A 22561-nucleotide genomic window follows, 5' to 3' on the forward strand; every position below is an offset into this window, starting at 1 on the left:
TGATGAAAAGGCGTTTTCATGCCCTGATTTTCGCGTGCGTCATTGCCAGCCCGCTGGCGCACGCTGGTATTCCTGTCCTTGTTGATGCTGACCCGCTGCGTGAGCTCGAATGGCTGAAAGAAGCGCAGCGCTGGATGCAGACCGCGCAACATTATCAGAGCCAGATCCTGGCGTATAAAAATCAGTTAGCGACGGCCACCGGCGTCCGGGATATTGCAGATTTTGTGGATCAGGCGAAGAGTCTGAAATCGGATCTGGAAAAACTGCGCAAGCCAGGCCAGACACTCAATGATCTGCTACTTTCCGGCGGCACCTCAGGACAGTTCGATACGCTGTACGCGAAGTACCGGGTTTTCGATACCTGCAATCCCGAACAGTCAGGACGCTATGCAGATACCTGCAAACAGCTGGTCATCAATAAGGCGATCCAGCTTGAGCAGACTGACGAGATCCAGGAACAGGTCAGCCAGACACTGGGCGAGATTAACGGCCTCTCGAACCGTATCGCACTATCCAAAGACTCAAAGGAGTCTCAGGACCTTGCCAACAGTATTCAGCTAAAATCAGTGATGCTGAACACGCTCACTGACCAATGGGAAATGAGCGTAAAGGCAGCAGAAAAGCGCGAAAAAGTACTGGAGGATGTGCGTATTAAACAGTGGAATCAGCAACAGTTAACTGCGCCAACCCCTGATTTAAACGGCTAAAGGAGTCTCACATGCGTTTATTAACCCTCTCTTTCCTGTCTTTATTATTTATCATCAGTGGCTGCAAAGAAGAAGCCAAAACTACTCAGTGGTACAAAGATCATCCCGATGAGCTAAAAGCGGTGTATGAAAAATGCCAAAAAACCGGCGATGCCTCAGATAACTGTAAAAACGCCAATGAAGCCCATTATCAAATTCAGCAGTTAAATGCTCCCACTCCCGACCTGAACTCATAGTGAGGTTAATATGCCCGGTGGTGTATTTATCGGTGTTGAAAAACACCTGATAGGAGGAGTTACTGACGCCACAAAGGGACTGATGATGTCATACTCCTCCATGATGGTGGGGCTGGCGGCAACGTCAGCCACGCTCTATATCATGTGGCGTGGATACCAGACCCTGGCAGGTAAGTTGTCCACGCCAATGGAGGATGTCATGTGGGACATCATGAGGATGGCAATTATCCTGTCCTTTGTGGCAAATGTCAGCGGTTATCTCGATGGGGTTATTGATGCCATTAATGGCCTGAAGGAGGGATTTTCCGGCAGCGATAATATCTGGCAGTTACTGGATAGCTTATGGGGTAAAGCGAAGGTATTGGGTAAAACGTTACACGACATGGATAACTCAACATACATAAAAGATGAGGGTATGACGGCTCAATTTTATGTCTGGCTCGGGATATTCGTTTTAATGATTATCACCGCCTTTATTTCAATGATCGCGGAAGTCATGGTTTTACTGCTGAGTATTACCGCCCCCTTATTTATCTTTTGTCTGCTGTATGGTTTTTTACGCCCCATGTTTAACAACTGGCTGCAAAATGTGTTCGCCGCCATATTAACGGTTCTGTTTTCTGCATTGTCGCTACGCATTGTCGTTAATTATTTAAACTCGCGGTTAGATATTGCAACACAACTGTCTACACAATCCAACATTGTGGAGTTAGGTGCTCAGGTCTGTCTGGCCGGTATCTGCGCAGCAATACTGGTCTACCTCTCCGCAAAACTGGCTGGCGCGCTGGCCGGGGCCGGGGCAACCGTCTCCATGCAGGGGCTGGCGGCGGTGGGTATTGGTGCGGCGGCGTTTGGTGCCGGGAAACTGGCAGCAGGAGCCGGTAAGCAGACTACCCGCACCCTTCAGGACACTATCCAGGGCTGGAAAGATGCCAGTGCGGGTAAACCCGGCAGCGGTCCGGGATACAGCGCAGCTCAGGCACGTAAGAATGCGATTGAACAGATGATCGCCCGCAACGAAGCCCGGCGACTGGCGCAATCAAGAGAAACGGCCGTTCAGAAATTCCATCGTTAAACCTGTCATCCCTGCTGAAATACTCCGTTGATCCCTCCGGCTAAAACATAACCCTGTCTTCATCTCACGAAGGAAACACCCCATGAAACGCTTGATTGCGCTGGTTTTGCTGTGCGCGCTTTCCGGATGCGCGCAGTCCCCCCGTCCCCCGGCCTTTGGTGGTCAGGGCATCCCGGTGAACACCCCTCAGATAATGGCGGAGTTAAACAGTCATGAGTGAACAGACCCTCATTGCGGATTCGCGCACCTTTGAGCAGCAGATGATTGAGCGGGACAAACGTGCCACAAAAGCCGGGTTTATTATGGGCGGCGCGGGCCTGCTCATCGCCCTACTGGCGCTTACCGCCGTGGTGCTGATGCTGCCCCTGAAACAGACGGTCGTTGAACTGTACACCGTGGATAATCATACCGGACGAGTGGAGCACGTCACCCGTGCATCGAAAACCAGTCTGACGGCGGAGGCGGCTTATCAGAAGGCGATGACGTCCAGTTACGTCAGGCTGCGTGAACAGTACGTTTACCCTTCCCTGCAGGACGATTACGCCACGGTACAGGTTTATAACAGTCCTCAGGTCAACGATGACTATCTGGCGCTGTATGCCGGAAAAGACGCCCCGGACAAGGTGTACCAGAATGGGGCGCATACCGTGCGGATCGACATTTTGTCAAACCAGATCACTGATGGCACTGACCCCGATAACGTCGCCACCCTCCGTTACAAAAAGACCATTCGCCGCCTCGCGGACAACAGCACCCGCACCGAATACTGGGATGCCCGCCTGACATTTCACTCCGACCCCGGCAGAGAAATGAGCGATACGGAGCGGGAGGTTAACCCGTTCGGTTTTATCGTGACCAGTTGGCAGGCAGACCGTGAAATCCGAGGAGGTGAATAATGAAAAGCATCACTCTTATCCCGCTGGCGCTGATGATGTGTGGCACGGCATGGTGCGCGGCCATCCCGCAGGCCAGCCGCTATGATGCCCGCGTTCAGCAGGTTGTCTATAACCCGCTGAACGTTACCGTCGTCAATACCCGTCCCGGTTTCATGACCACACTGGTCTTTGACAGCGACGAGGCGGTTATCAGCGCCAGACCCGGTTTTGAGGAGGCGTGGGAAGCCACACCGGACGCCAACCGGGTCAACATCCGCCCGGTGGCGCTCGTTCAGGGCGCGCCCGGCGCGGACGGTAACACCACGCAGGTGGTGATCCCCCCTAACAGCCAGGACTGGCATACCAACCTGCTGATCGTCACCACCCGTCGGCTGTACAACGTCGAGCTGAACGTCATCGATGATAAGTCACCGCAGCAGCCCGCTTTCCAGGTGAGTTACCGTTATCCGGGTGAAGCACAGGAAAAGGCCAGTCGTGAGACAGCGGCCAGAATGCGGGAGCGGGAGCAAAAACAGCAGCAGGCTGATATTCAGCAGTCCCTGAATGCCGCGCAGACGCCACGCAACTGGGACTACCTCAAATATCCGGGGCGCGACAGCACCCGTATCGTTCCCGATTTTGCGTATGACGATGGCCGTTTTACGTTCGTGGGCTTCTCCCCGGCCAAATCTATTCCCTCCGTGACAAAAGAGCTGAACGGCCACGAGCATGTGGTTAACAGCAGTATCCGCAGAAAAGGCAACTTCACCGTATTGGTCATTCAGGAGGTCACGCCCCGTCTGGTCCTGCGTTCCGGTAACGCCGTGGTCGGCCTGGAAAATCGTGGTTTCGGTAAGGTCCAGGCCGCTTATGGTGCCACGGTTTCCCCGCTGGTTGAGCGGGTGGAAATGCCCACAACCCACTGACAACTGAGGAGTCATGCAGATGAACGATGAACACCCGCATCCGGTGCCTGATGGCGCAGAGCCTTCTCCTTCGCAACAGGATGACGATATTGCCGCGCTGGAACGCGAGGCCCGTGCAAAGCGGGAAGCGACGCTTCTCACCGCTCAGGACGATGAAGAGAACGACCCGCTACAACCCGCCGTCAACAAACTGAAAAAGCGCAGGCGCGGGAAAGCCACCGCGTTTCTGGCGATCACCGCCGTTGCACTGATTGCGCTGGCATGGGCGGGCAACTGGGTATACCGCAATCTACTCTGGCAACCCGGTGAAGAGAAGCGGCAGGATGCTACGCCACAGACGAACCGGACAGATTACCGGCAGCGTACCGATCTGGGTACCCAAGATACCGAAGCCGAAGCATCGTTACCGGCAGAAAACAACCCGCGCATCACGACAGCCCCAGAGGCTGAGATGCCGCCTCAACTTGATAAAGCCCATTTTTTGGTTCGGCGTGATGGTTCAGCCGCTGCGGCTCAAAACCCGGCCCGGACCAGGCAGCAGGAGATGACGCAGGCAGCCTCTGCCGGACAGCAACCAGACACCACATCGCCACCGTCGGCCCCCTCCCCGGCGGCAGTCCGGCGTATTCCTTACAACCCGGACCTGTACGTCCCGGAAAATACCGCTATTCCCTGTTCACTGGATTACCGCTTTGTCTCGGATCGGGCGGGGAAAATCCGCTGCACGATCGCCAAAGATATCTGGAGTGCCAGCGGTAATACGAAGCTGATTGAAAAAGGGAGCACCGCCACGGGCATTTACCAGACTGGCGCAGAAACCGGGATGACGCACGGACAGGGGCGCGCCTTTCTCATTATCACAAAGCTGCGTACCCGCCAGCCCCCTTATCTTGATATTCCGCTGGTCGATACCCGCGCTGCCGGAGAGCTCGGCGAGGCTGGCGTTGACGGCTGGATCGACACGCATTTCCGAGAGCGGTTCGGCGGCGCATTACTGGTTGGTATGATCCCGGATATTGGGGCGTGGGCATCCAACAGCGCCGGTCAGAAAGATCGTAATACGGACTATACCGAAAACAGCCGTCAGGCCATGGCGGATATGGCGCGAACCACGCTGGAAAACAGCATCAATATCCCACCGACCCTCTACAAAAATCAGGGTGAGATCATCAATTTGATCACCGGACAGGATATTGATTTTTCCGGCATCTATGCACTGAGGATGAAGAGTGAATAATCGAAAATTTCTGTTTGGCGTCACCGCGACAGACGTCATCGTAAGGGACGATTACAACAATGCCGTAGTCAACGACGTAATGTCACACCTTAGCGGGATCAGGAGAATAGTCATGACATGTTATCGTGCCGGGGGCGCATTGACAGAGCTCATGATTGACTCAGGAGAAGGACAAACTTTCTGCCTCACCATCTGTGAAGGTCCTCTGGATGCACCACCTGTTTCCTCAGACGATATCCGGCTGGCACATAAGCAGATATCGCTGCCTGATGTCACCGATATTATCATTCTTGTGACGACATTAGCCCGCTATGCCGGACTATCCCCCTCCTGCTCCGTTGATGGAGAATCATCTTCCTTGCTGGAGTTCAGCTCGTAATAAATCGCCAGTTGACGCAGCTTTGATATTTCTAGGTTGATAACGCTTTTTCCTGCGCTATTTTCCCGTTCAGAAACAACCGGGTTGAGCAGAAACACACGGAAATATCTGACGTTTTCTGTGTCCAGAATTTCATCGATATAATGACCAAACCGGCCTTTCGCCATCAGATCTTTACTGACGTACAGGCGAACAGGTTTACCCTCATGTTTATCAAAGAAATTAATAAGAAAACCCCGCCCATACCGATGCATCAGGGTCCCACCGCCATAGATGACGCCCGCGTACGGGTTAGTCAATCCTCGCTGAATATGCGTTATATATTCATGAAGATAGACCTGACTGTGGTGCATGATCCTGAGTCTCAACGCCCTGAACTCATCCTGAGGCAGCGTTTCTTTCGCTTCCTGCCATGTGTCGATAAGTCGCTGAAGCTGGTTAGTTCGCGTATAGCGACTCCAGCGGGGCTCTTCACCTGTACCCGGCTTATCATCACCCCCGTCAGTTTTTTTTACATGTGCAGGAGTAGCAAGCTTAACGGGAGCGGCTGGCTCGCCATCAGGATCATCAATTGAAGGATCAAAGCAGTTGATATAGTCCGTCAGCTTTTGCTTGGCTTTTCTTTCCGTGAAATCAGCTTCTGATTCGTCCGGACGTCTGTCCTGATCGGCATCTTCGGTGAACTCGACCCATTCACATCCGAACTTGTGAGGATGGGGTGAACGGAAGTGTGCAGCCTTGAATTTTTCACCATCTTCAGCTTTGACGTGATAGTTAACGCCACTGATGGTGACATTACAGTTGCGATCGCTACAGGAAAAAGTGAACCGCTTTCTTTCTTCCGGCTTTCTGGAGAAAAATTCCGTTCGCGCTTCATCAATGGACAAGCAGCGCCCCAGTTCATGGCAATAAGCGAACAGTACCTTCGTCTTCGACATGCTCCCTCCACACATTTATCCGATCCAAGGATATCACATGAAAAACCTCTCTCTCGACCGCTATAAGCAGCGATTTTTTGGCGATTTTCTGGATCGCCGAGGACTGACAGAGATCGCCGTCAACCGCCCGGGTGAGCTATTCACCAAAATTGATGGCATCTGGGAACAGCATACTGTCCCGCTGGATTATGAGGGCTGCTACAACTTTGCCAGATGCCTGGCGAAGCATCATGGCGACAATATCGAAGATATCAAGCCGGGGCTGTCAGCCACGCTGGAATCCGGCGAACGTTGTCAGGTTATTGTACCCCCGGCCTGCGAGCGTAACACGGTGTCCATCACCCTGCGTAAACCCTCACAGGTGCAAATCCCGCATCAGGACTATATCGCCGCCGGGTTTTATAACCGGGTGACGGGCACGGAAAAAACGCAGACGCACGATCAAGAATTACTGGCCTTATATAACGCGAAAGACATTCCGCGCTTTATGGAGAAATGTGTGGAATACGGTAAAACCATTGCGGTGGCCGGGGAAACCAGTACCGGTAAAACCACCTATATGAAGATGCTGATTGGTTATATCCCCCTTCATCTGCGTATTACGACCATTGAAGATAACCCGGAAATCACCTTATTTATGCATAAAAACTACGTCCACCTTTTTTATCCGTCGGAATCGGCAGATGAAAAAGGGTCAATTGTGACGCCCGCCAACCTGCTGCGCTGGAATTACCGCATGAATCCCGACCGCATACTATTAACCGAAGTGCGTGGCGGTGAGGCCTGGGATTTTCTCAAGATAACCGGCTCCGGCCATGAAGGCAGCATGACCTCTATCCATGCCGGTTCAGCAATGGAAGCGGTGGACGGGTTTATTACCCGCTGTTATGAAAACCCGCAATGCGCCCAACTCCCTTACACCTTTATGTTACGCAAGGTACTGGACAGTCTGGACGTTATCGTTAGTATCGACCTGGACGGTAATGTGCGCCGGATGAATGATATTTATTTCCGGCCACTGCACCGCAGCGCCTTTTTTGAGGAGATGAAAGCATGATGAAGGTTATCACTATGCTGCTATTTTCACTGGTACTTTCCGGCTGTGCTTCACCCCCGCCACCGGTTCCTGTTGAATGGGATAAACAGGGCCTGTCAGTCAATACCGGTTTACCGCAATGGCGGGACAACCCGGTTATTATTCTTTCCCCGGTGGTTAACGATAAATGGTTATTATCCATTCAAGCACGGAATTTTAATGAGACTAGCTGGACGCCAGCCGTATTTTACGCGGTCACCCACTCTGCGCGTATAGTTGTTGCTGCACCATCAGGCGCAGATTTCTTTACTGCAAAAAACTGGCTACGGCGATATGGTGCTAAAGGCGTTATTGAATATCAACCTGTCTCTGGATGCCTGACATGCAGCGACACTCGCATTTATTTTTCACATTAAATCCTCCCCTCACATCCTGAAATTAATCTTAGGGTAAGGTATCCATCATGAAATATTCCATTATTGCGGCGGCAGTGCTGTGCATTACTGCCGGGACGCCTGTTTATTCTTTCTCTGCCGACCCGTGCGAAGTTGTACTTTGTATGTACGGTAAAGCAACCGGAAACAATGGAGGAAGTGAATGTCGTTCTGCGGAGCGTGCTTTCTTTAATATCGTCAAAAAGAATAAACACGGTTTTTTACCCAATCACACGCTCAATGCCAGAAAAGCTTTCTTAGGAGAATGTGCCAGTGCTGACCCGGAGGCGGTGAATAAAATCCTGTCCAGGTTTGGCAGGGTCAGAGGCTAATACAATACTGCCGTTATCTTAATATATTTCCCTGCATGGAGACACAAAAGTGGATAAAGAAGATCTGTTTATTTCCAACATTCACTCAACACATCACGACAGAATATCTGTCACATGTATCTATGATTCTCTGTCAAAAAAAGCACATCAGGGATGCGGGGTTTATTACGAGATATATGAGAGCCGATTTATCTGTTTATTACGACATCATCTGTCACAGCTTAATGAATCGGACGCAGAAAAGCTCCGGCGGTATGCCGAAAGTCAGGGAACGAAGACCGATGACGAAACGTACCATGCGGCATTAAACGCCGAACGGGAATGCCGGGCTGAAATAGCCCGCGACCAGATGTGAATCACAGACACTGATACTGTATCGAACGACGCCACAGACTGACAGACGACGGGTTTCAGGCTTGCTTATTTTTGGCTTCAATTTCGGAGAAATTGTTAAGCCGTAAAATAAACACGTGGAGCGCGGACAGAAAATTCAATTTCGCAGAAATTGTTAATTTTCAGGCACCGCGCCCACCTGCGAACATTCGCCCAAAGCGAATTGAGCAGGCCGGGGGAGCCGAATAAATTTCGCCGCCCCAGCGAGCGAAAAGCTGTCGCCCACGACAGCGGTTTATTTGGGGGGCTTGCCCCGCACACCGTCAAGCCAGGTAATATTTCCCGCCCCAGCGGGGAATATTACCGATCAGGCGCGACCAACCCCTTTAAAGCAGCGTTCCCGTTTTTTGGAGCTTGCGAGAAAAAACAGGCGAAACGCGCGTCTTAAAGGGGTTGGTCGCGCGTAGCGTGCGACGGTGTGCCGCCGTTGACGTTGGGGGTTTTGGCGCGGCGTCCAGCCACGACATTACCCCCATGTGACATGCAGGGAGAGCGTCCAGCCCGAGCGTAATGCCACACGCCGTTGCCCGTCATTCGGGCGTTTCAGGAGACTGACGACCACTGGTCGGCTGTTTTCTGAAAGCGCGGATAACGGGCATGAGCATCGGAGACATTCAGTACTGTTCATCCTTTTATGGGCGTCCTCAATAGGCGTCGCGTGTGGGCGTGGGGTTTAACGTCCATCGGAGACGCCCATGTGATGCGCCCTTCACACCGAAATCAGACCGGAGATCACTGCAATGGGAACTCATCTGATGCAAAGGCTGAATGCCTTTTCGGATGCCTTTTCTGTTTTTCTGCTGTGGCTGCAACACAACCCGGTAATACTGTCCATATTTGCCGGACTGACGCTGCCATTCATCTTTCATCTGCCACGTGAAGAAAGAAAAAATGCCCCCTTCTGGTTAAAATCGGTAGCGGGAGCATCCACCTTCTTTCTCATATTTGGCACCCTGTCACCGCTGACCATTCAGGGGCTGAGTTTTTTCTTTAACGTACTCGACAATAACATTCTGCTCAGATTGTCACTCTGGGTGCTGACTGTCGGATTTACGCTTGCCGGTTTGGCTTTTCATATTGCTGCCCGAAGGGTGCTGGCCGGAGAAATCGACAGCCTAAAACACAGGATGATTAAAAAAAGTAAACTGGAAAGAAATGTCAGAACGGATGTTCGTGAAGTCAGAGACATGTTACCTGACAGCATTGCGTATAATCCGCTGGATTATATTGACCTGAATAAAGGTATTTTTATCGGACTGGATAAAGACGACCATCCGCAATATATCACCCCCGAAGAATTTCAAACTCAACACGCTGACCTTATCGGCACCACAGGCTCTGGTAAAGGGGTGAGCGCCTGTGTACTGCTTTATCAGGCAATACTTTCAGGTGAAGGCGTATTTGTCGAAGATCCTAAAAATGATGAGTGGGCACCACATGTACTGCGGGAAGCCTGCCTGAAAACGGGAAAACAATTTGTCCTCATTAACCTGAATGATCTTAATTTCCAGCTTGATTTACTGGCTGATATTTCTCATGAACAACTGGAGGAGTTGTTTAATGCCGGTTTCAGCCTGGGTAAAAAAGGCGAAGGCGCTGACTTTTACCGTATCGCCGATCGCCGCGCAGCCAGAAATACGGCAGCTATTTATGAAAAGGGCATGACATTACGTGATTTTTTCAACACTGACTTTGTGAAATCCCTCAGTGAAGATGTACCTGCTTTTTATGGCGAGCTTGAGGAAATCGCTTTAGTGAATTCCATTAATGCCCGTAACGGATTTTCCTTAAAGACCATTTTTGATGAAGGCGGATGCTGCTACATCATCGGCTCGATGCGTAACCAGAAAATCATATCGGCTCAGCGAATGATTTTAACTCGCCTGATTCAGATAGCCGAAACGCGTGATCGGATAAAAGGCAAACCTCGTCCTGTCGCTATTTTCCTTGATGAACTCAAGTATCACCTGTCCCGCCCTGCGCTTGAAGGACTTGGCGCAGCAAGGGATAAAGGTGTGCATATCATCATGGCTCACCAGTCGGTAAAAGATTTATATGACTGTCCGGCAGATCTGGAGGGTGATGCCGTTGCCGGTTCGGTGATTGAGAATTGCAAGTTTATGCTGGTTTATCGCCTTCGCGATCCGGATACTGCCGACTGGGTCGCCAGAATGACAGGCTCTATACTGGTTGACGATGAAATGAGGAAAGTTAAAACGGATATTTCCCTGACGGAGAAAATGGAAACAGACAGGATGATCCGCCAGGCTGAGCGATATTATATAGACAGCAACATGTTGCTTAACCTCCCCAAATTTGTTGGTTTTGTTTTTACCCAGAACGATCTGGCGAAGGCAACCAAACTATTCCACATACCGGCGAAGAAGCAATATATTGACCTGCTTTCTTTTGAGCATAAAAACCCTCCGCACTCCGAAAAAGAAAATCAGATTCACAAACCTTCCATTAACCTGTGAGGCTATCAATGCTTATTCATAACGTTGCTGAAAGAAATGAAGCCGCAAAACGGAGAATGCGGGCATTGCTGTATTTCCTCAAGGAAGAAACGTTCTCTGATTTCCGGACCTTAAAAAGAGTTGTCGGTTATAAAGGTAAACATAACCATGCGATGTATAACCTGCTGAATAAAGCGGTTGCAATGGGTTTCCTGAATAAACATGAGTATCCAGTATTGACCGGGAAAAAATCATTGTGGGGGATCACCATGCAGGGACTGGCAATGGTGGTTAGCGCTAATGACAGGGTTTTCCCCGCCTATTTTGAGCCGGGAAAACTCAGACATTGGACACTAGAGCATCGCCTGTTAAACCAGCGGGTCAGGATCGCCCTTGAGGAAAAAGGCGGTACGGGCTGGCTTAACGGCGATCGGGGAGAGTTTACAGCACGGTATAGGGGAGTCCGACACCGACCGGACGGCATTATTACCTTAAGCAGCGGTGCCATCGTTGCGGTGGAAACTGAGCGAACAATGAAAACCCGTGCCCGTTACATCAGCATAATTAACAGTCATCTGGCCGCCAGCGACTCTGGACGCTGGCACTATGCGATGTATGTTATGCCGGGTGATAAAACTAAAGAATCGCTGATCAGGCTGTTTGGCAGCATCAGAACGGTGATAAGAAACAGTGTTCCCGTTCCGTTTGATGCAAATAACCGGGAAATGTTTCTCTTCCGCACCCTTGATGAACTGGAAAATAGTGTCAGTGATAAACAAGGGGCCCCTTCTTCATCAGTTGGTGACGATGTCGGGAGGGAACCCCATGTATGACGTTTTGACTCATGGCGACTGCCTTGACGTACTGCGCAATATTCCAGGCAACTCGGTGGACAGCATCGTGACCGACCCGCCCTATGGAATTAAATTCATGGGGAAGACATGGGACTACGATGTCCCTTCACCGGCCATCTGGAAAGAATGTCTGCGCGTACTCAAACCCGGTGGCCATCTGCTGTCGTTCGCGGGCTCTCGCACTCAACACCGAATGGCAGCGCGTATAGAGGATGCGGGCTTTGAAATACGTGACATGATTGTATTTCTCTACGAGACCAGCAATGCTGCTCAGGCCCTCATTGAAAGTTTGTCTCCGGACCAGCTCAAATTGCTGGACGCAGCATTTGGACGTGAAGGAATGCTGAGCTGGGTATACGGATCAGGGTTTCCTAAATCTCACCACGCGTTAAAACCGGCACTGGAAACGATTACCCTTGCCCGTAAGCCATGCAAGGGGTCCTTAGCATCCAATGTAGGCGTATATGGTACCGGCGCGCTGAACATCAGCGAATGCAGGATCCCTCTGGCAGAAGGAGAACCACCCTATGATTATCCAAATGGACCGGGAGGTTCCGATCCTAACCATATGTGGCGAGGCAGAAATAAAGGTGATGGTGATTCCCCCAAACAAGGAAACCCCGATGGTCGCTGGCCCGCCAATCTTATCCATGATGGCAGTGACGCAGTGCTTGCCTGGTTCCGGGATAGCCCTCAGCAGGTAGAAATTAGCAGCGCCAGTCGATTCTTCTATTGTGCGAAAGCCAGCAGAAAGGACCGTGGTGAGGGTAACAATCATCCATGTGTAAAGCCCACCGAGCTGATGCGTTACCTTTGCCGCCTGATTACTCCCACTGGCGGCACTGTACTTGATCCCTTTATGGGAAGTGGAAGTACCGGCAAAGCTGCGGCGATGGAAGGTTTCTGTTTCATCGGTATTGACCGAGAAGAGGATTATGTGAAAATTGCTCGCAGGCGTATTGCGGCAGCACGGAGCACCACAGTTCGTTCGGGCGGTGCAGGAAAACACATTGATACTTGAAGCCGGGTAAAATGCATCTAAGATTGTGTAGCTCAGATTTGAGCTAACATTTTTATGGCTCAGGGCCATAACCTAATCTGACAGGCAGCTTTGCTGCCATAATTGGACCTTATCGATAAGGTTGTGCATTAGTTATAAGGCAGATTGGCCAATTGCACGCAATTACATTTATCAGCAAGTTCGGACTCAACAACTGGTCAGTTACGGACCATATTGCAGATTGCGTGGACAAGTTTATCAATATTTACTAATGTGCTTATATAACACAGAATCTTTACTTTGCTAGTATATGCTATATCAAGGGGATGTATAAAAATTCTGATTGGTTAGGACTACAAGTGACTTAAATAAGGAGACAAGATAAAATGGGTAACGCAACACGAAATGCATTTAAAATAATTGCAACACTTAGTGGCGCTCTGAACATACAAGATGAGCATCACACTCTTCAATATAAATTCTCTAGAAGCCACACCGATGAACTGACAATCTCATCAAACAAAATAACAATATCAGGAACCCGTTCTCAAAACCCAAACTTTGATGATGTGTTTAAAAACAACAAGAGTGAGATTTATTTTCAATTTATTAAGTCATATGTATATTATTCAATAACAAATGGAGTCATCCCTGAAATACAATCAATAGTTTGCTACGATAAAAAAAACACTCCTGTAAAAAATTATACTCAAAGTGAATTAAGAAACTTGCAGCCAAAAAGGAGTGCGGCAGTTTTTCAGAAGATTGATAAAACACAATTGCAAATTATATTCAAATCCACAAATGAAGGCATTAAACACTTATACGCTACAACCACTTTGATTCGCTCACTCTGTAGCGATGATGAGAACGATATATTCGAGAAGCTTTGGAAATCATACAATTCAATTTATAGAGTGCGAAGCGCTAAAAGTCAGGAATGGGAATGCCTTGAAGAAATGGGGAGTTTAATGATAAACACTCCTACGGATTACCCGCTTTCCACAACACATGTCAGTAGTTTAACCAAAACAGATATAATAGATGCTACTCGATGGCATGCCATGCTAGAAAACAAATTCATAACAAGGATGAAGATAAGTAGAAGAGAGCAAGAATTCTCTGACTTCCTCACAAAATATCATGATTTACGATTGATTGAAATAGCAAGTGAGACAATTGATTTCAAAAGAAATTTCTGGACAGCACAAGCATTACGAACACATTCATCAGCAGTAATAGCTTCAAGACTAGGTAACGCAACTAAAAACAACATTGAATTAGTTGATGTACTATGTAACTGTTATATGTATTACTTAAGGAACAAAATATTACATGGTGAGCAAGCGGATCATTCATTTAGATTCATTCCATTTAATAAGGAATCAACAACCTTAAAATTCTCATCTGACTTGTTGTTCTTAGTTGTTTGTGATCTTATAAATAATCATACTTTCTAAAAAAAAGGGGCATCGCTCTCATATATAATGATGCTGCTTTTCGTAGCGCTATAGATTATTAAAGTAATTGAGCTACCCAACATGGTCTTACTGCTGGGAATGAAGGAGCATTCCCCAGTAACTGGTCCAGAGTCAAAATGATGTGGTGCCTCACCTTGATCCTCGATAGATCCGTTTCTAGCTCCTAACTGGCTATCAGGTTTAATTGAGTTCTAAAACAGAACACAACTAGATCAGGTTTGAGTCAATACATCTCAAAGGATCAGCGGGCTCTTTTCCGCCCGCCCTGCAACCTGCGATTTTTCATGACACTCAATGCCACGAAAATTCGCAGGGGAATTATACATCCCTGAAGCCACCGTTACTCTCCCCGCTGTTCTATAAAGTTAAAACCACATTCCATTATGGCTTCTTCCCCCTGCCCTTAAGCTCCTTCCATCAAGTACATATACGCTTTTAATGCAGCATTGGCAGCTTTGAAAATATAGTATTTGTCGTTTTCAGTGTTGTCAGCTAGTAAGTAATATGGCTTTCGTGCTGGACCTCTCCGACAATTCCCAGATCCTCCATCATGAATGCGCTTTAAATCTCGGCGATCAACTCCTGAAAAGCATAATTTTCTCTACCAAATATTCCTTTCATCCCCCGATTAAGACGGTTTTACCACCACTCCAGTGCTCTAGTTCATGCAGTCTGGTGGCGTAGAAATTGGCCGCATCAGAAAATGTAACGCTCCGGGATCCAGACTTTCTCAGTTGGGGTTTCGCTTTGATAAATGTTTCTCAGGAAACGCCCCCCCTAACAGACCATCGTTTTCAATTTATTAATTTTGCTGCTTGCTCTGTGTAAATATTTATAATAATGCGGTACCGTGAACATCAGTTCTTTCATCTAAAATAGATATTTAAATCTCAACAATACTAATAGCCAGTAAGTATGATAGAAAAATCCATGCATTACGTACTGACGTTTTTATAACATATTTATCAGAGCCATATTAAAGAGAAATTTATTAGTAATAATAGAAACAAATAGATAACCTAGAATTATTGAGACATAATCAAACTTCAAATAAAAAAACATTTAAATACGTTAAAGAATGATGTATATTAGTTTATTTCACATGGATAACATCATGTCTATCAAATCAATTTCCATTAAAAATATTTTATCATTCGATATTATTGAGATTAAAGACATAAAGGATTTAACTTGTATAATCGGGCGTAATAATGTAGGGAAGTCTAATCTATTAAAGGTCATTAGTTTTTTTTATAGCCAACTAGAAAACAAGAGAGAGTTACCACCTGAACTTTTTTCTAATTATGGTATGCAAGGGGAAATCGAGATTACTTACGATTTGAGCAGAATAAGAAGAATAGTATTGTCTTCAACAGGAAAGAAAAATAAGTTTTTCAACCATATCTACAATTCTTTTTTCGATATCTTTAGAGAATTACTTAATGATGACAATTCAAGCAAAACCTATGATGTAGGTGAGGAGTATAAGTTACAATTGATTGTCAATAAAAACGGCTCGATAGAATGGTCAGAAAAAGAAAGTGAACGCAGAAGCATAATTAACTATTTATTCCCTTTTTTTGAGGTTGATGCAAGGCACTTAAATCTTCATGACTGGGATAAACTCTGGGAGTTAATCATAAAAATAAAATCCTTTAAGCTATCTGGAATTAGCCACAATACGATAAGAGATTTTTACGATGAACAAATAACCCAAGGAAGTGATGAATTTAGTCAGTTTATAGCGCTGATTGAAAATTCCATAAACATTAAAAAATACACACATAAAGAAAAACTTCTGAGTTTAATAAAAGCAAGTCTTCCAGGAGATACCTTTTATAGTTCAGGCTCGCTTACTATCAAACAATCTGATGGCACTAATTCATTCAATTACATCGATACTGCTTTAAAATTATTAATAACTCTTACAAGAAGAGAATATATTTCACCAATAATATTCATTGATGAACCAGAGGTTGGTTTACACCCTAAAAAAAGCGAGCAGCTAATAAATAATCTTCATGCAACGGTTCAAAAATCAAAAAAAAATACTAATAATCGACCTGTAAACACTCCCTTGCCCAAAATAATTTTATCCACTCACTCTCCTAACATAGTAAAAGAAACAATTAGAAAATTTAAAGATAAACAATCCATTTATAACATGAACAACTTTGATGGCTCATCCAAAGTTTTCAAATTAAAATCGACATACGAAAACAATCAGTTCCTAACCAAATTTAGTGATAATGAAGCACGCCTTTTTTTTAGCAATTTTATTTTATTCGTAGAAGGTGCAACTGAAGAAGAACTTTTTGCCAATGAAGCTCTTCAAAAGTTATATCCTGTACTGCAATATATAGATGTTTACCAATGCGCTGATAATGTAATATCCGAAACCATTAACCCGTCATGCACGAATGCGTCAATTCCGTATCTGTTTGTATATGATATTGACAAAGCATTTTCATTTAAAAAAACAAACAAATTTAATCAATTACAGATCGACTTGAAGAATACCAGTAGCATCATGAATTTCAGTCAACAGGCTCTTTCAACAGATAGACTGTACTATAAAAAAGGATATAGTCTCGAACACAAAAAAATGGTTGAGCTAATTGATAAAATAAACAACTATCATGAACGATTTTTTCGTATACGAAGTAACCTTGTCGATTTTAAAGAAAGATCATCATTTCAGACATTACAAAGTTTAATTCGTCAATACGTCAAAGGCAGAAATGTCAATGTTCTATTTAATACAACAGAAGGCGCTTTGATTAATATTGAATCCAAGGAATTATTTTATAGATGGTTATTCGAAATAGAAGGGTGTGATATTTATACTCTTTTGAACAAGATAAAAGGAAGGAATATTATTAATGAAGATATGTTAATTCATTATTTAAGAGTGATAATGAACGGCAAGCCTGATACACAGATAAATATAAATAAGTATCAAAGAGCAAAGAGAATTAAAGATTTCATTGTAAATAACTTGCAACTCAGCTCCAGAAAGAAGACGAGCGGTTGGGTCACTTCTTTTTTAACATTTGCTATTGAAACACTAAGAAGGAGATGTGCTTCCGACTCAGAGGTTTTGCATGAATTCACTAGACATTTCCCAGAAATCGATGGTATCATCAGAAATGTTTACATTCGGTAGTAATAGAGATTGCCTTGTGCAATGTAGGGGAACCTACCATCTATCTTTGCGACAGTGTAGATTTTATATCATTAGTAAAATTTTATGCTTAAGCTTGGTTAGAACAGTCTCCACATACCAGTGTGATTACTTTGATATTCGCGCATTATGTGTCACACGTGAATGTTTGTTTTTGTATCGGATTAAACATGAAAATAACTAAGATAGCGCTCTCAGATGATCTGAGAGCCTTTCTTACTAACGATGACGTTCAGTTAGTGAGAGAGATGAAGATTAAAAAAGATTTTTTTTATCATCTAGAATCAGAAGAAACAGCCAGATATCACAAAAAAATTGAGATCCTGATATCTAAATATATCCCTGTAAGCCGTTCTTCATACGGCTTTGTAAAAGGAAAATCATATTTTGATTTTCTTTCTCCTCATCTGGATTCAAAATACTTCTCTCGATTAGATATAAAAAAATTCTTTCACTCAATCTCTGCTGATGATATTTCAAAGAAACTAAAGCCGTACTTTGTTGATAAGTTAGATAAAGACTCCAATGTTAGATTAATAGATTTAATTTTAAAAAAATTAACTTATGAAGTGCCAGCCAATTCAAAAAACCAATATTTCATAGGTAAAAAAATCCTCCCAATTGGATTCCCCTGCTCACCGATTATTTCGAATCTAGTTTTAAGGCCTATAGATATACAAATCGAGAAAATCTGCAAAGAGCATAATGTTATCTATACAAGATATGCCGATGATATGCTTTTTTCTTCAAAGTATATGCTATCACTTTTCAATGGGGAAATAAAAAACTCCGTTAATAGAATTATTTCCCATATAGGATTGACTTTGAATGAATCAAAAACAGTTATAACATCTGGGCATATATCGTTAAATGGCTATGTTATTGATGGAACAACAAATACTCTTCGAGTTTCAAATGAAAAAACGATGAAGTTAAAAAAAACAATTCGTTTGATTATCTTAAAAAAAGAAAGATTTTCGGCTATAGCGTGCAAATATTACGGGCTAAATATTAAGAACCTCCGTTATCACAATGCTAATACCGGCAAGTACTTCGAGATATATTGTAAAAATATCGTTTTGAACAAATTATCAGGCTATAGGGCTTATTTTATCTCTATTTTAAAATTTGATTCCGAACATAATGTTCTAGATGAAAAATCCATAATTAAATATAATTTAATCATATCAGACCTGGACAAAATACTGAACGAATACAGAAACTAATAAGAAGCCACTATGGATTTTATGTATTTAAAAACAAAAACATACTGGCGCTCTGCTTAGTAGCATCAGTATATCAAGCTCAAGCCTCGACTCGAATTGAACCGCAGGGCCAAGTTAAACCTTGTTCGTTCCAGCTAGCCAACTCAAAAAACTCTTCAATCTTCAACGAAGAACTAAGTCGCGTGGGTACACAATTAGCATCCTCAGACCTATATGCAGGTCTTGATTTAGTCATCCTAGGCAGCCATTAATCTACATAAACAATCGATAAGCATATGCATTTCCTGGTAACGTAGGGACGTTAGCGATGGTTTTTGCCAAACGTTGGGAATACCGAATAGTAACAGGAACGGGGTCATACAAGGCATCGTTATTCCAGTCCATTTTTGTCAAAGCAAGAGCTTCAAATGCAGTTAATTCCATTGGACCCAAACCAGCATACCTTACAATATTGAGTGGACGCGGAATACTTTTACCCCCCTGGTAATAGTCTCCACGAGATGCGGCACGAGGAGCATTTCCTGCAACCCAAACTAAAGCCGCATTTCCCGAACGCTGTAGGATAGTGCCTCTTGGTACAGGATAACCATCAGGCTCACTTCTCTTTTGAGATGCTGGATTCAGGTTTTCTTGTAACCACACACCACGCCATCCAGAATTACTAGATACTTCCACACACTCAACTTCACGAATAGCGGAAAGCGCGTCCAAGGCTCCGTCCAATTCTTCTGATTTAAATGATGTTGTTTTATGAATGACCAAACGACGGGGAAGCAAACCACCATTACGGCTTTGATAGAGCGCCAAGCTCCGAGCTAGCACAGCCCTCATGTCATTTCGGCTAAGGAAGGGGTTTCGACGCGCATCTTCAATGTCCCTGACAGGATCCCGAGCTTCGAAAGCAACAAACTGCATACCGCCCCCATCGGCATCAAAAACCTGCGAGCAACAAGTCACATAACGAGCATCTTTTGGGTTACCCCTCAGTGCATAGGCTAATCCGATATACGCAGTGTTTTCTGGCACGCCTTCTAATGGCGCTAACTTCCAGGGTATTCCTCCAGCCTTTACATAAAGTGCAATTGACAAACGCCACGCTAGCGATGCTTTATACCCAAACGAAAATACTCGGTCATTGATAACCTGAGTCGGAATACTATAGCCCGCACCAATTGCCTTAAGTGTATCGTGTACATCAAAACCGGGAGCACGAAATGCGCTCTGCCAATCATCTGGAAGATGCACTAATACCACATCAAAGTGATCGCGTGCTAATGCTAGGCATTGTATTCCTGTCCGCAACGCATTTAATAGACGGATATGTGGTGGACCTTCCGCCCCTAAAGATCCAAGGTCATCCGGTAATTTGATGTGTACTTCACTAATTTTAGCTGCGACCAGCGGAATATTAAATGTGTTTTCAAAGCCACGAAATCCTGGCACATACTGCTTTCGATCAGTTGGAGCGTGGTTTGATCGCAACGTATCGACCAAATTACGCAGGTTTTTCCATCTACTAACAGGCCCTATCGTCGCTATCCTAAGTTCTGGAGTGTAGGTTGGAAAAATTGAACTGCTGTAAGCACCGTTTTGAACAATCCCCCGCAAGGGGTTCACGTCTAGTAACGTATCTTCTGGATTAAAAGTAAGGAGAGGTTCTTCTAATAAAGAAAAAGGTGGAAGTTTCGACGTATCATACCGAATATTCATCGCCCGCTCCGTTGGAAATAATCATGCTCATGGCTTGGCCGCCCCCATGCTGTAATGGAAGACAGCTGAAATTCTGCGTCCAAACTTGATCCAGAATCATCTTTAAAACCGATAGCTTTAATGAGGCCACCGTTACTTCCAGGCAAAAATTGTGCCCATCCAGCAATAATGCGTGACCATTCCTTATTTCGTCGACCAGCCCACCGTTCCCTTTGCCAATCGATTGAGGGATTTGCCCCATGGACAAATGATGAAACGTTGTCACCAGGGCTAGATTCTCCACCACGCTCTAGGCGAGGTAATTCAACGCAAGTAAAAGGTTCGAATACACACCACCAACGCTCTGCCATATAATCCAATCGAATCTGCACTCCTTCGTTGAACGGATAGCCGTACCCATCCACTTTCCCTGTCAATGGTGCTAAATATGCTTGTCGAAGAGAAGATAACTTCTTTTTACGCGATGTAACATGTTCTGGTTTGTCTCTGGAAGAGCCATTTGCCACTATAATTGCATGACCTCTACGCCGCAAACGTGGTAACAACGGCCTACCTCTGCAAATAGCCCAAACCAAAGCATCGTACAGCAGGCCCAAAGCCCAACTGTCATTTTCGGGTTGAAGATCGACGGTGCCTGCAAGCCGTCCTCCAACTGATGAGAATGCGCTAAGTAGTTCTGCATCGTGACCAAAGGCGACAATTTCGCTACCAATACTAGCTACAATAGCCTTTATTTTCGCGTCGCGAATCAGTTCTCGAGCACGAACCGTCGTTATAGCAGTATTGATTTCAATACGACGGGCTTGCTGCGGCATAGAGAGGATTGGTAGTGCAGAGCATTGCAACACAGGGAAGTTGCGTTGTTCCTGTACAGGAAGTGGTATCTCTGCTAAAACCTGAGCCGCACGAACCATCTGAACATGCTGAAATAAAGATGGCGGCAAACTTATTTCATCGATGATATATCCGGCTAACTCATCGAACGTAGGAGATTCGACAATCGCTGCCGTTACTCCTTTCTGAATAGCTTTATCAAGTAATTCGCTAACAGCAGGTAGAACGGAATGGGTAGAAGGGGTAACCCAGTAGATACCTCCAGGAAAGGCATTTGGTTGTTCTAATACCTCATTTAGCACTGCCATAATCGATTCGTCTCGGCCACTATAGCCCACAATCACTAATCCAAAACGAGCGCAGACAGTGCCAAAAACACGACGCATTCGAACATCCTGCTCTCTAAGCTCACCTGTTGTATTCTTCAACTCAACCGACTGGAAATCACCATGCAGTTTAGCCAGAAATGGCCAGTTTGATTCGCGTAAACAACGTTCTGCACGTTCTGCATTATCAATTGCAGCAGTTGTTAGGTTCGCACGCTCAGTAGTTGGAACTAACTGATCAGTCAATGTGGTTGCAATTTCGACCAATTGGTCAAAATTGGTTGTAAAGACACATGGAATACGACGAGTAGTCAGTAGCGAGGCGAGCGCTCGGTGAGCATACGATGGTGTACCCATCGTGACCGCCTTTTCTATATAGATACGTCGACCTTCTGCTGTCGGGTACACAGCCTCGAAGGCTTTTGCATATTCAGTGGGATCGTTTGGCGCAGGTAATTCCGAACGCTTACTGAAGAACATATCAATTCTCTGTTGCCACAACGGATCATTGGAATCTACTTCACGTAAGCTGATTTTGGTCAACTGACAGAACAAACGTTTTTTGAAGTCTAAAATCATCGAGTAACCGGTTGGAATACCTGCTGACGCCGAAGCCCCAGCACCGAGAAACCAGGTAAATTGTTCAGGCCTCAAGCAGAAGGTATTTGCAAACTGTGGTCCTGTGAATATCTTAATCAACAAAATATCCTCGTCAGGTAATTTAATGATTTCCAACGATCGCAGATTCAACTTTGCTTAGAATCTGTTACATGCTACCTCAATTAATACGTAATGGCTTATATTTCAAGCCTTATCCAAAATGACATACTCCCGGCGGGTTAACATGCTTTAAAATTAGTATCAGCTGCGACTGCCATTGCCCGACATCAAAGTTGATTTGACCCAATGAAGTAAGTGCACC

Annotated in this window: 20 protein-coding genes and 1 pseudogene; 17 read left to right on the plus strand and 4 right to left on the minus strand. The window is 45.6% G+C overall.

What is annotated here, in order from left to right; genetic code table 11:
- The first annotated feature begins 2 nt into the window (after positions 1-2).
- From QNN86_RS00685 to virB10, 7 genes are all read left to right on the plus strand, one after another.
- Positions 3-707 carry a type IV secretion system protein gene (locus QNN86_RS00685; protein WP_164268132.1) on the plus strand — a complete coding sequence of 235 codons (705 nt, stop codon included), beginning with the start codon at positions 3-5 and terminating at the stop codon, positions 705-707.
- Between the two features lie 11 nt (positions 708-718).
- On the plus strand, positions 719-943 hold the full coding sequence (locus QNN86_RS00690; RefSeq protein WP_039356896.1) for an EexN family lipoprotein: 225 nt from the start codon (positions 719-721) through the stop codon (positions 941-943).
- A 10-nt stretch (positions 944-953) separates the two neighbouring features.
- Complete coding sequence (locus QNN86_RS00695) at positions 954-2018, plus strand: type IV secretion system protein (RefSeq protein WP_408575095.1); 1065 nt, start codon at positions 954-956, stop codon at positions 2016-2018.
- A gap of 82 nt (positions 2019-2100) precedes the next feature.
- Positions 2101-2238, plus strand: coding sequence for a lipoprotein (locus QNN86_RS00700; protein WP_040000618.1), 138 nt, complete (start codon positions 2101-2103; stop codon positions 2236-2238).
- A complete protein-coding gene (locus QNN86_RS00705) occupies positions 2231-2914 on the plus strand; it encodes a virB8 family protein (protein ID WP_408575096.1) in 684 nt (227 codons plus the stop codon). The genes QNN86_RS00700 and QNN86_RS00705 overlap by 8 nt, the downstream gene beginning before the upstream one ends.
- Positions 2914-3819, plus strand: a complete 906-nt coding sequence (gene virB9, locus QNN86_RS00710; RefSeq protein ID WP_414210506.1) for a P-type conjugative transfer protein VirB9 — start codon at positions 2914-2916, stop codon at positions 3817-3819. The genes QNN86_RS00705 and virB9 overlap by 1 nt, the downstream gene beginning before the upstream one ends.
- 19 nt (positions 3820-3838) lie before the next feature.
- The gene (gene virB10 / locus QNN86_RS00715; RefSeq protein ID WP_414210507.1) at positions 3839-5056 is read left to right on the plus strand and encodes a VirB10/TraB/TrbI family type IV secretion system protein; all 1218 of its coding nucleotides are present in this window, start codon (positions 3839-3841) and stop codon (positions 5054-5056) included.
- Positions 5057-5365: 309 nt separating this feature from the next.
- Here virB10 and QNN86_RS00720 read toward each other — a convergent pair whose 3' ends face one another.
- A complete protein-coding gene (locus QNN86_RS00720; RefSeq protein ID WP_408575097.1) occupies positions 5366-6373 on the minus strand; it encodes a hypothetical protein in 1008 nt (335 codons plus the stop codon).
- A 37-nt stretch (positions 6374-6410) separates the two neighbouring features.
- Between QNN86_RS00720 and virB11 the strand changes: the two genes are divergently transcribed.
- The 8 genes from virB11 to QNN86_RS00760 all read left to right on the plus strand — a co-directional run bounded on the left by virB11 (position 6411) and on the right by QNN86_RS00760 (position 14338).
- A complete protein-coding gene (virB11, locus tag QNN86_RS00725) occupies positions 6411-7430 on the plus strand; it encodes a P-type DNA transfer ATPase VirB11 (protein WP_408575098.1) in 1020 nt (339 codons plus the stop codon).
- Complete coding sequence (locus tag QNN86_RS00730; RefSeq protein ID WP_408575099.1) at positions 7427-7825, plus strand: cag pathogenicity island Cag12 family protein; 399 nt, start codon at positions 7427-7429, stop codon at positions 7823-7825. The genes virB11 and QNN86_RS00730 overlap by 4 nt, the downstream gene beginning before the upstream one ends.
- 47 nt (positions 7826-7872) lie before the next feature.
- Positions 7873-8175, plus strand: coding sequence for a TrbM/KikA/MpfK family conjugal transfer protein (locus QNN86_RS00735; RefSeq protein WP_200111838.1), 303 nt, complete (start codon positions 7873-7875; stop codon positions 8173-8175).
- Between the two features lie 49 nt (positions 8176-8224).
- Positions 8225-8530, plus strand: coding sequence for a dpoa decarboxylase (locus tag QNN86_RS00740; protein ID WP_205946787.1), 306 nt, complete (start codon positions 8225-8227; stop codon positions 8528-8530).
- 778 nt (positions 8531-9308) lie between these two features.
- On the plus strand, positions 9309-11045 hold the full coding sequence (locus tag QNN86_RS00745; RefSeq protein WP_414210508.1) for a type IV secretory system conjugative DNA transfer family protein: 1737 nt from the start codon (positions 9309-9311) through the stop codon (positions 11043-11045).
- Positions 11046-11053: 8 nt separating this feature from the next.
- Positions 11054-11857 carry a MobC family replication-relaxation protein gene (gene mobC, locus QNN86_RS00750; RefSeq protein ID WP_414210509.1) on the plus strand — a complete coding sequence of 268 codons (804 nt, stop codon included), beginning with the start codon at positions 11054-11056 and terminating at the stop codon, positions 11855-11857.
- Entirely contained in the window at positions 11850-12899 is a 1050-nt protein-coding gene (locus QNN86_RS00755; protein WP_414210510.1) for a DNA-methyltransferase, read from the plus strand. Before mobC ends, QNN86_RS00755 begins: the two co-directional genes overlap by 8 nt.
- Before the next feature lie 365 nt (positions 12900-13264).
- Positions 13265-14338: a hypothetical protein gene (locus tag QNN86_RS00760; protein ID WP_414210511.1), complete on the plus strand. Its 1074-nt coding sequence runs from the start codon at positions 13265-13267 to the stop codon at positions 14336-14338.
- Positions 14339-14762: 424 nt separating this feature from the next.
- Here QNN86_RS00760 and QNN86_RS00765 read toward each other — a convergent pair.
- Positions 14763-15094: pseudogene (locus QNN86_RS00765) on the minus strand (zincin-like metallopeptidase domain-containing protein); the annotation flags it as partial.
- Positions 15095-15473: 379 nt separating this feature from the next.
- On the opposite strand from QNN86_RS00765, the gene QNN86_RS00770 reads away from it, so the two are divergent.
- Both QNN86_RS00770 and QNN86_RS00775 read left to right on the plus strand, forming a co-directional pair.
- Positions 15474-17525 (plus strand): retron Eco8 family effector endonuclease, encoded by a 2052-nt coding sequence (locus QNN86_RS00770; RefSeq protein WP_171005104.1) that lies wholly within the window; start codon positions 15474-15476, stop codon positions 17523-17525.
- A gap of 188 nt (positions 17526-17713) precedes the next feature.
- Positions 17714-18769 (plus strand): reverse transcriptase family protein, encoded by a 1056-nt coding sequence (locus QNN86_RS00775; protein WP_414210512.1) that lies wholly within the window; start codon positions 17714-17716, stop codon positions 18767-18769.
- Positions 18770-19021: 252 nt separating this feature from the next.
- Here QNN86_RS00775 and QNN86_RS00780 read toward each other — a convergent pair whose 3' ends face one another.
- Together QNN86_RS00780 and QNN86_RS00785 are read right to left on the minus strand one after the other, a co-directional pair.
- Positions 19022-20479, minus strand: a complete 1458-nt coding sequence (locus QNN86_RS00780; protein ID WP_414210513.1) for an argonaute/piwi family protein — start codon at positions 20477-20479, stop codon at positions 19022-19024.
- A complete protein-coding gene (locus QNN86_RS00785) occupies positions 20476-22374 on the minus strand; it encodes an SIR2 family NAD-dependent protein deacylase (RefSeq protein WP_414210514.1) in 1899 nt (632 codons plus the stop codon). Before QNN86_RS00785 ends, QNN86_RS00780 begins: the two co-directional genes overlap by 4 nt.
- Positions 22375-22561 lie beyond the last annotated feature (187 nt).

Source organism: Citrobacter sp. C348 (assembly GCF_047467975.1).
GTDB classification, from domain to species: Bacteria; Pseudomonadota; Gammaproteobacteria; order Enterobacterales; family Enterobacteriaceae; genus Citrobacter; species Citrobacter gillenii.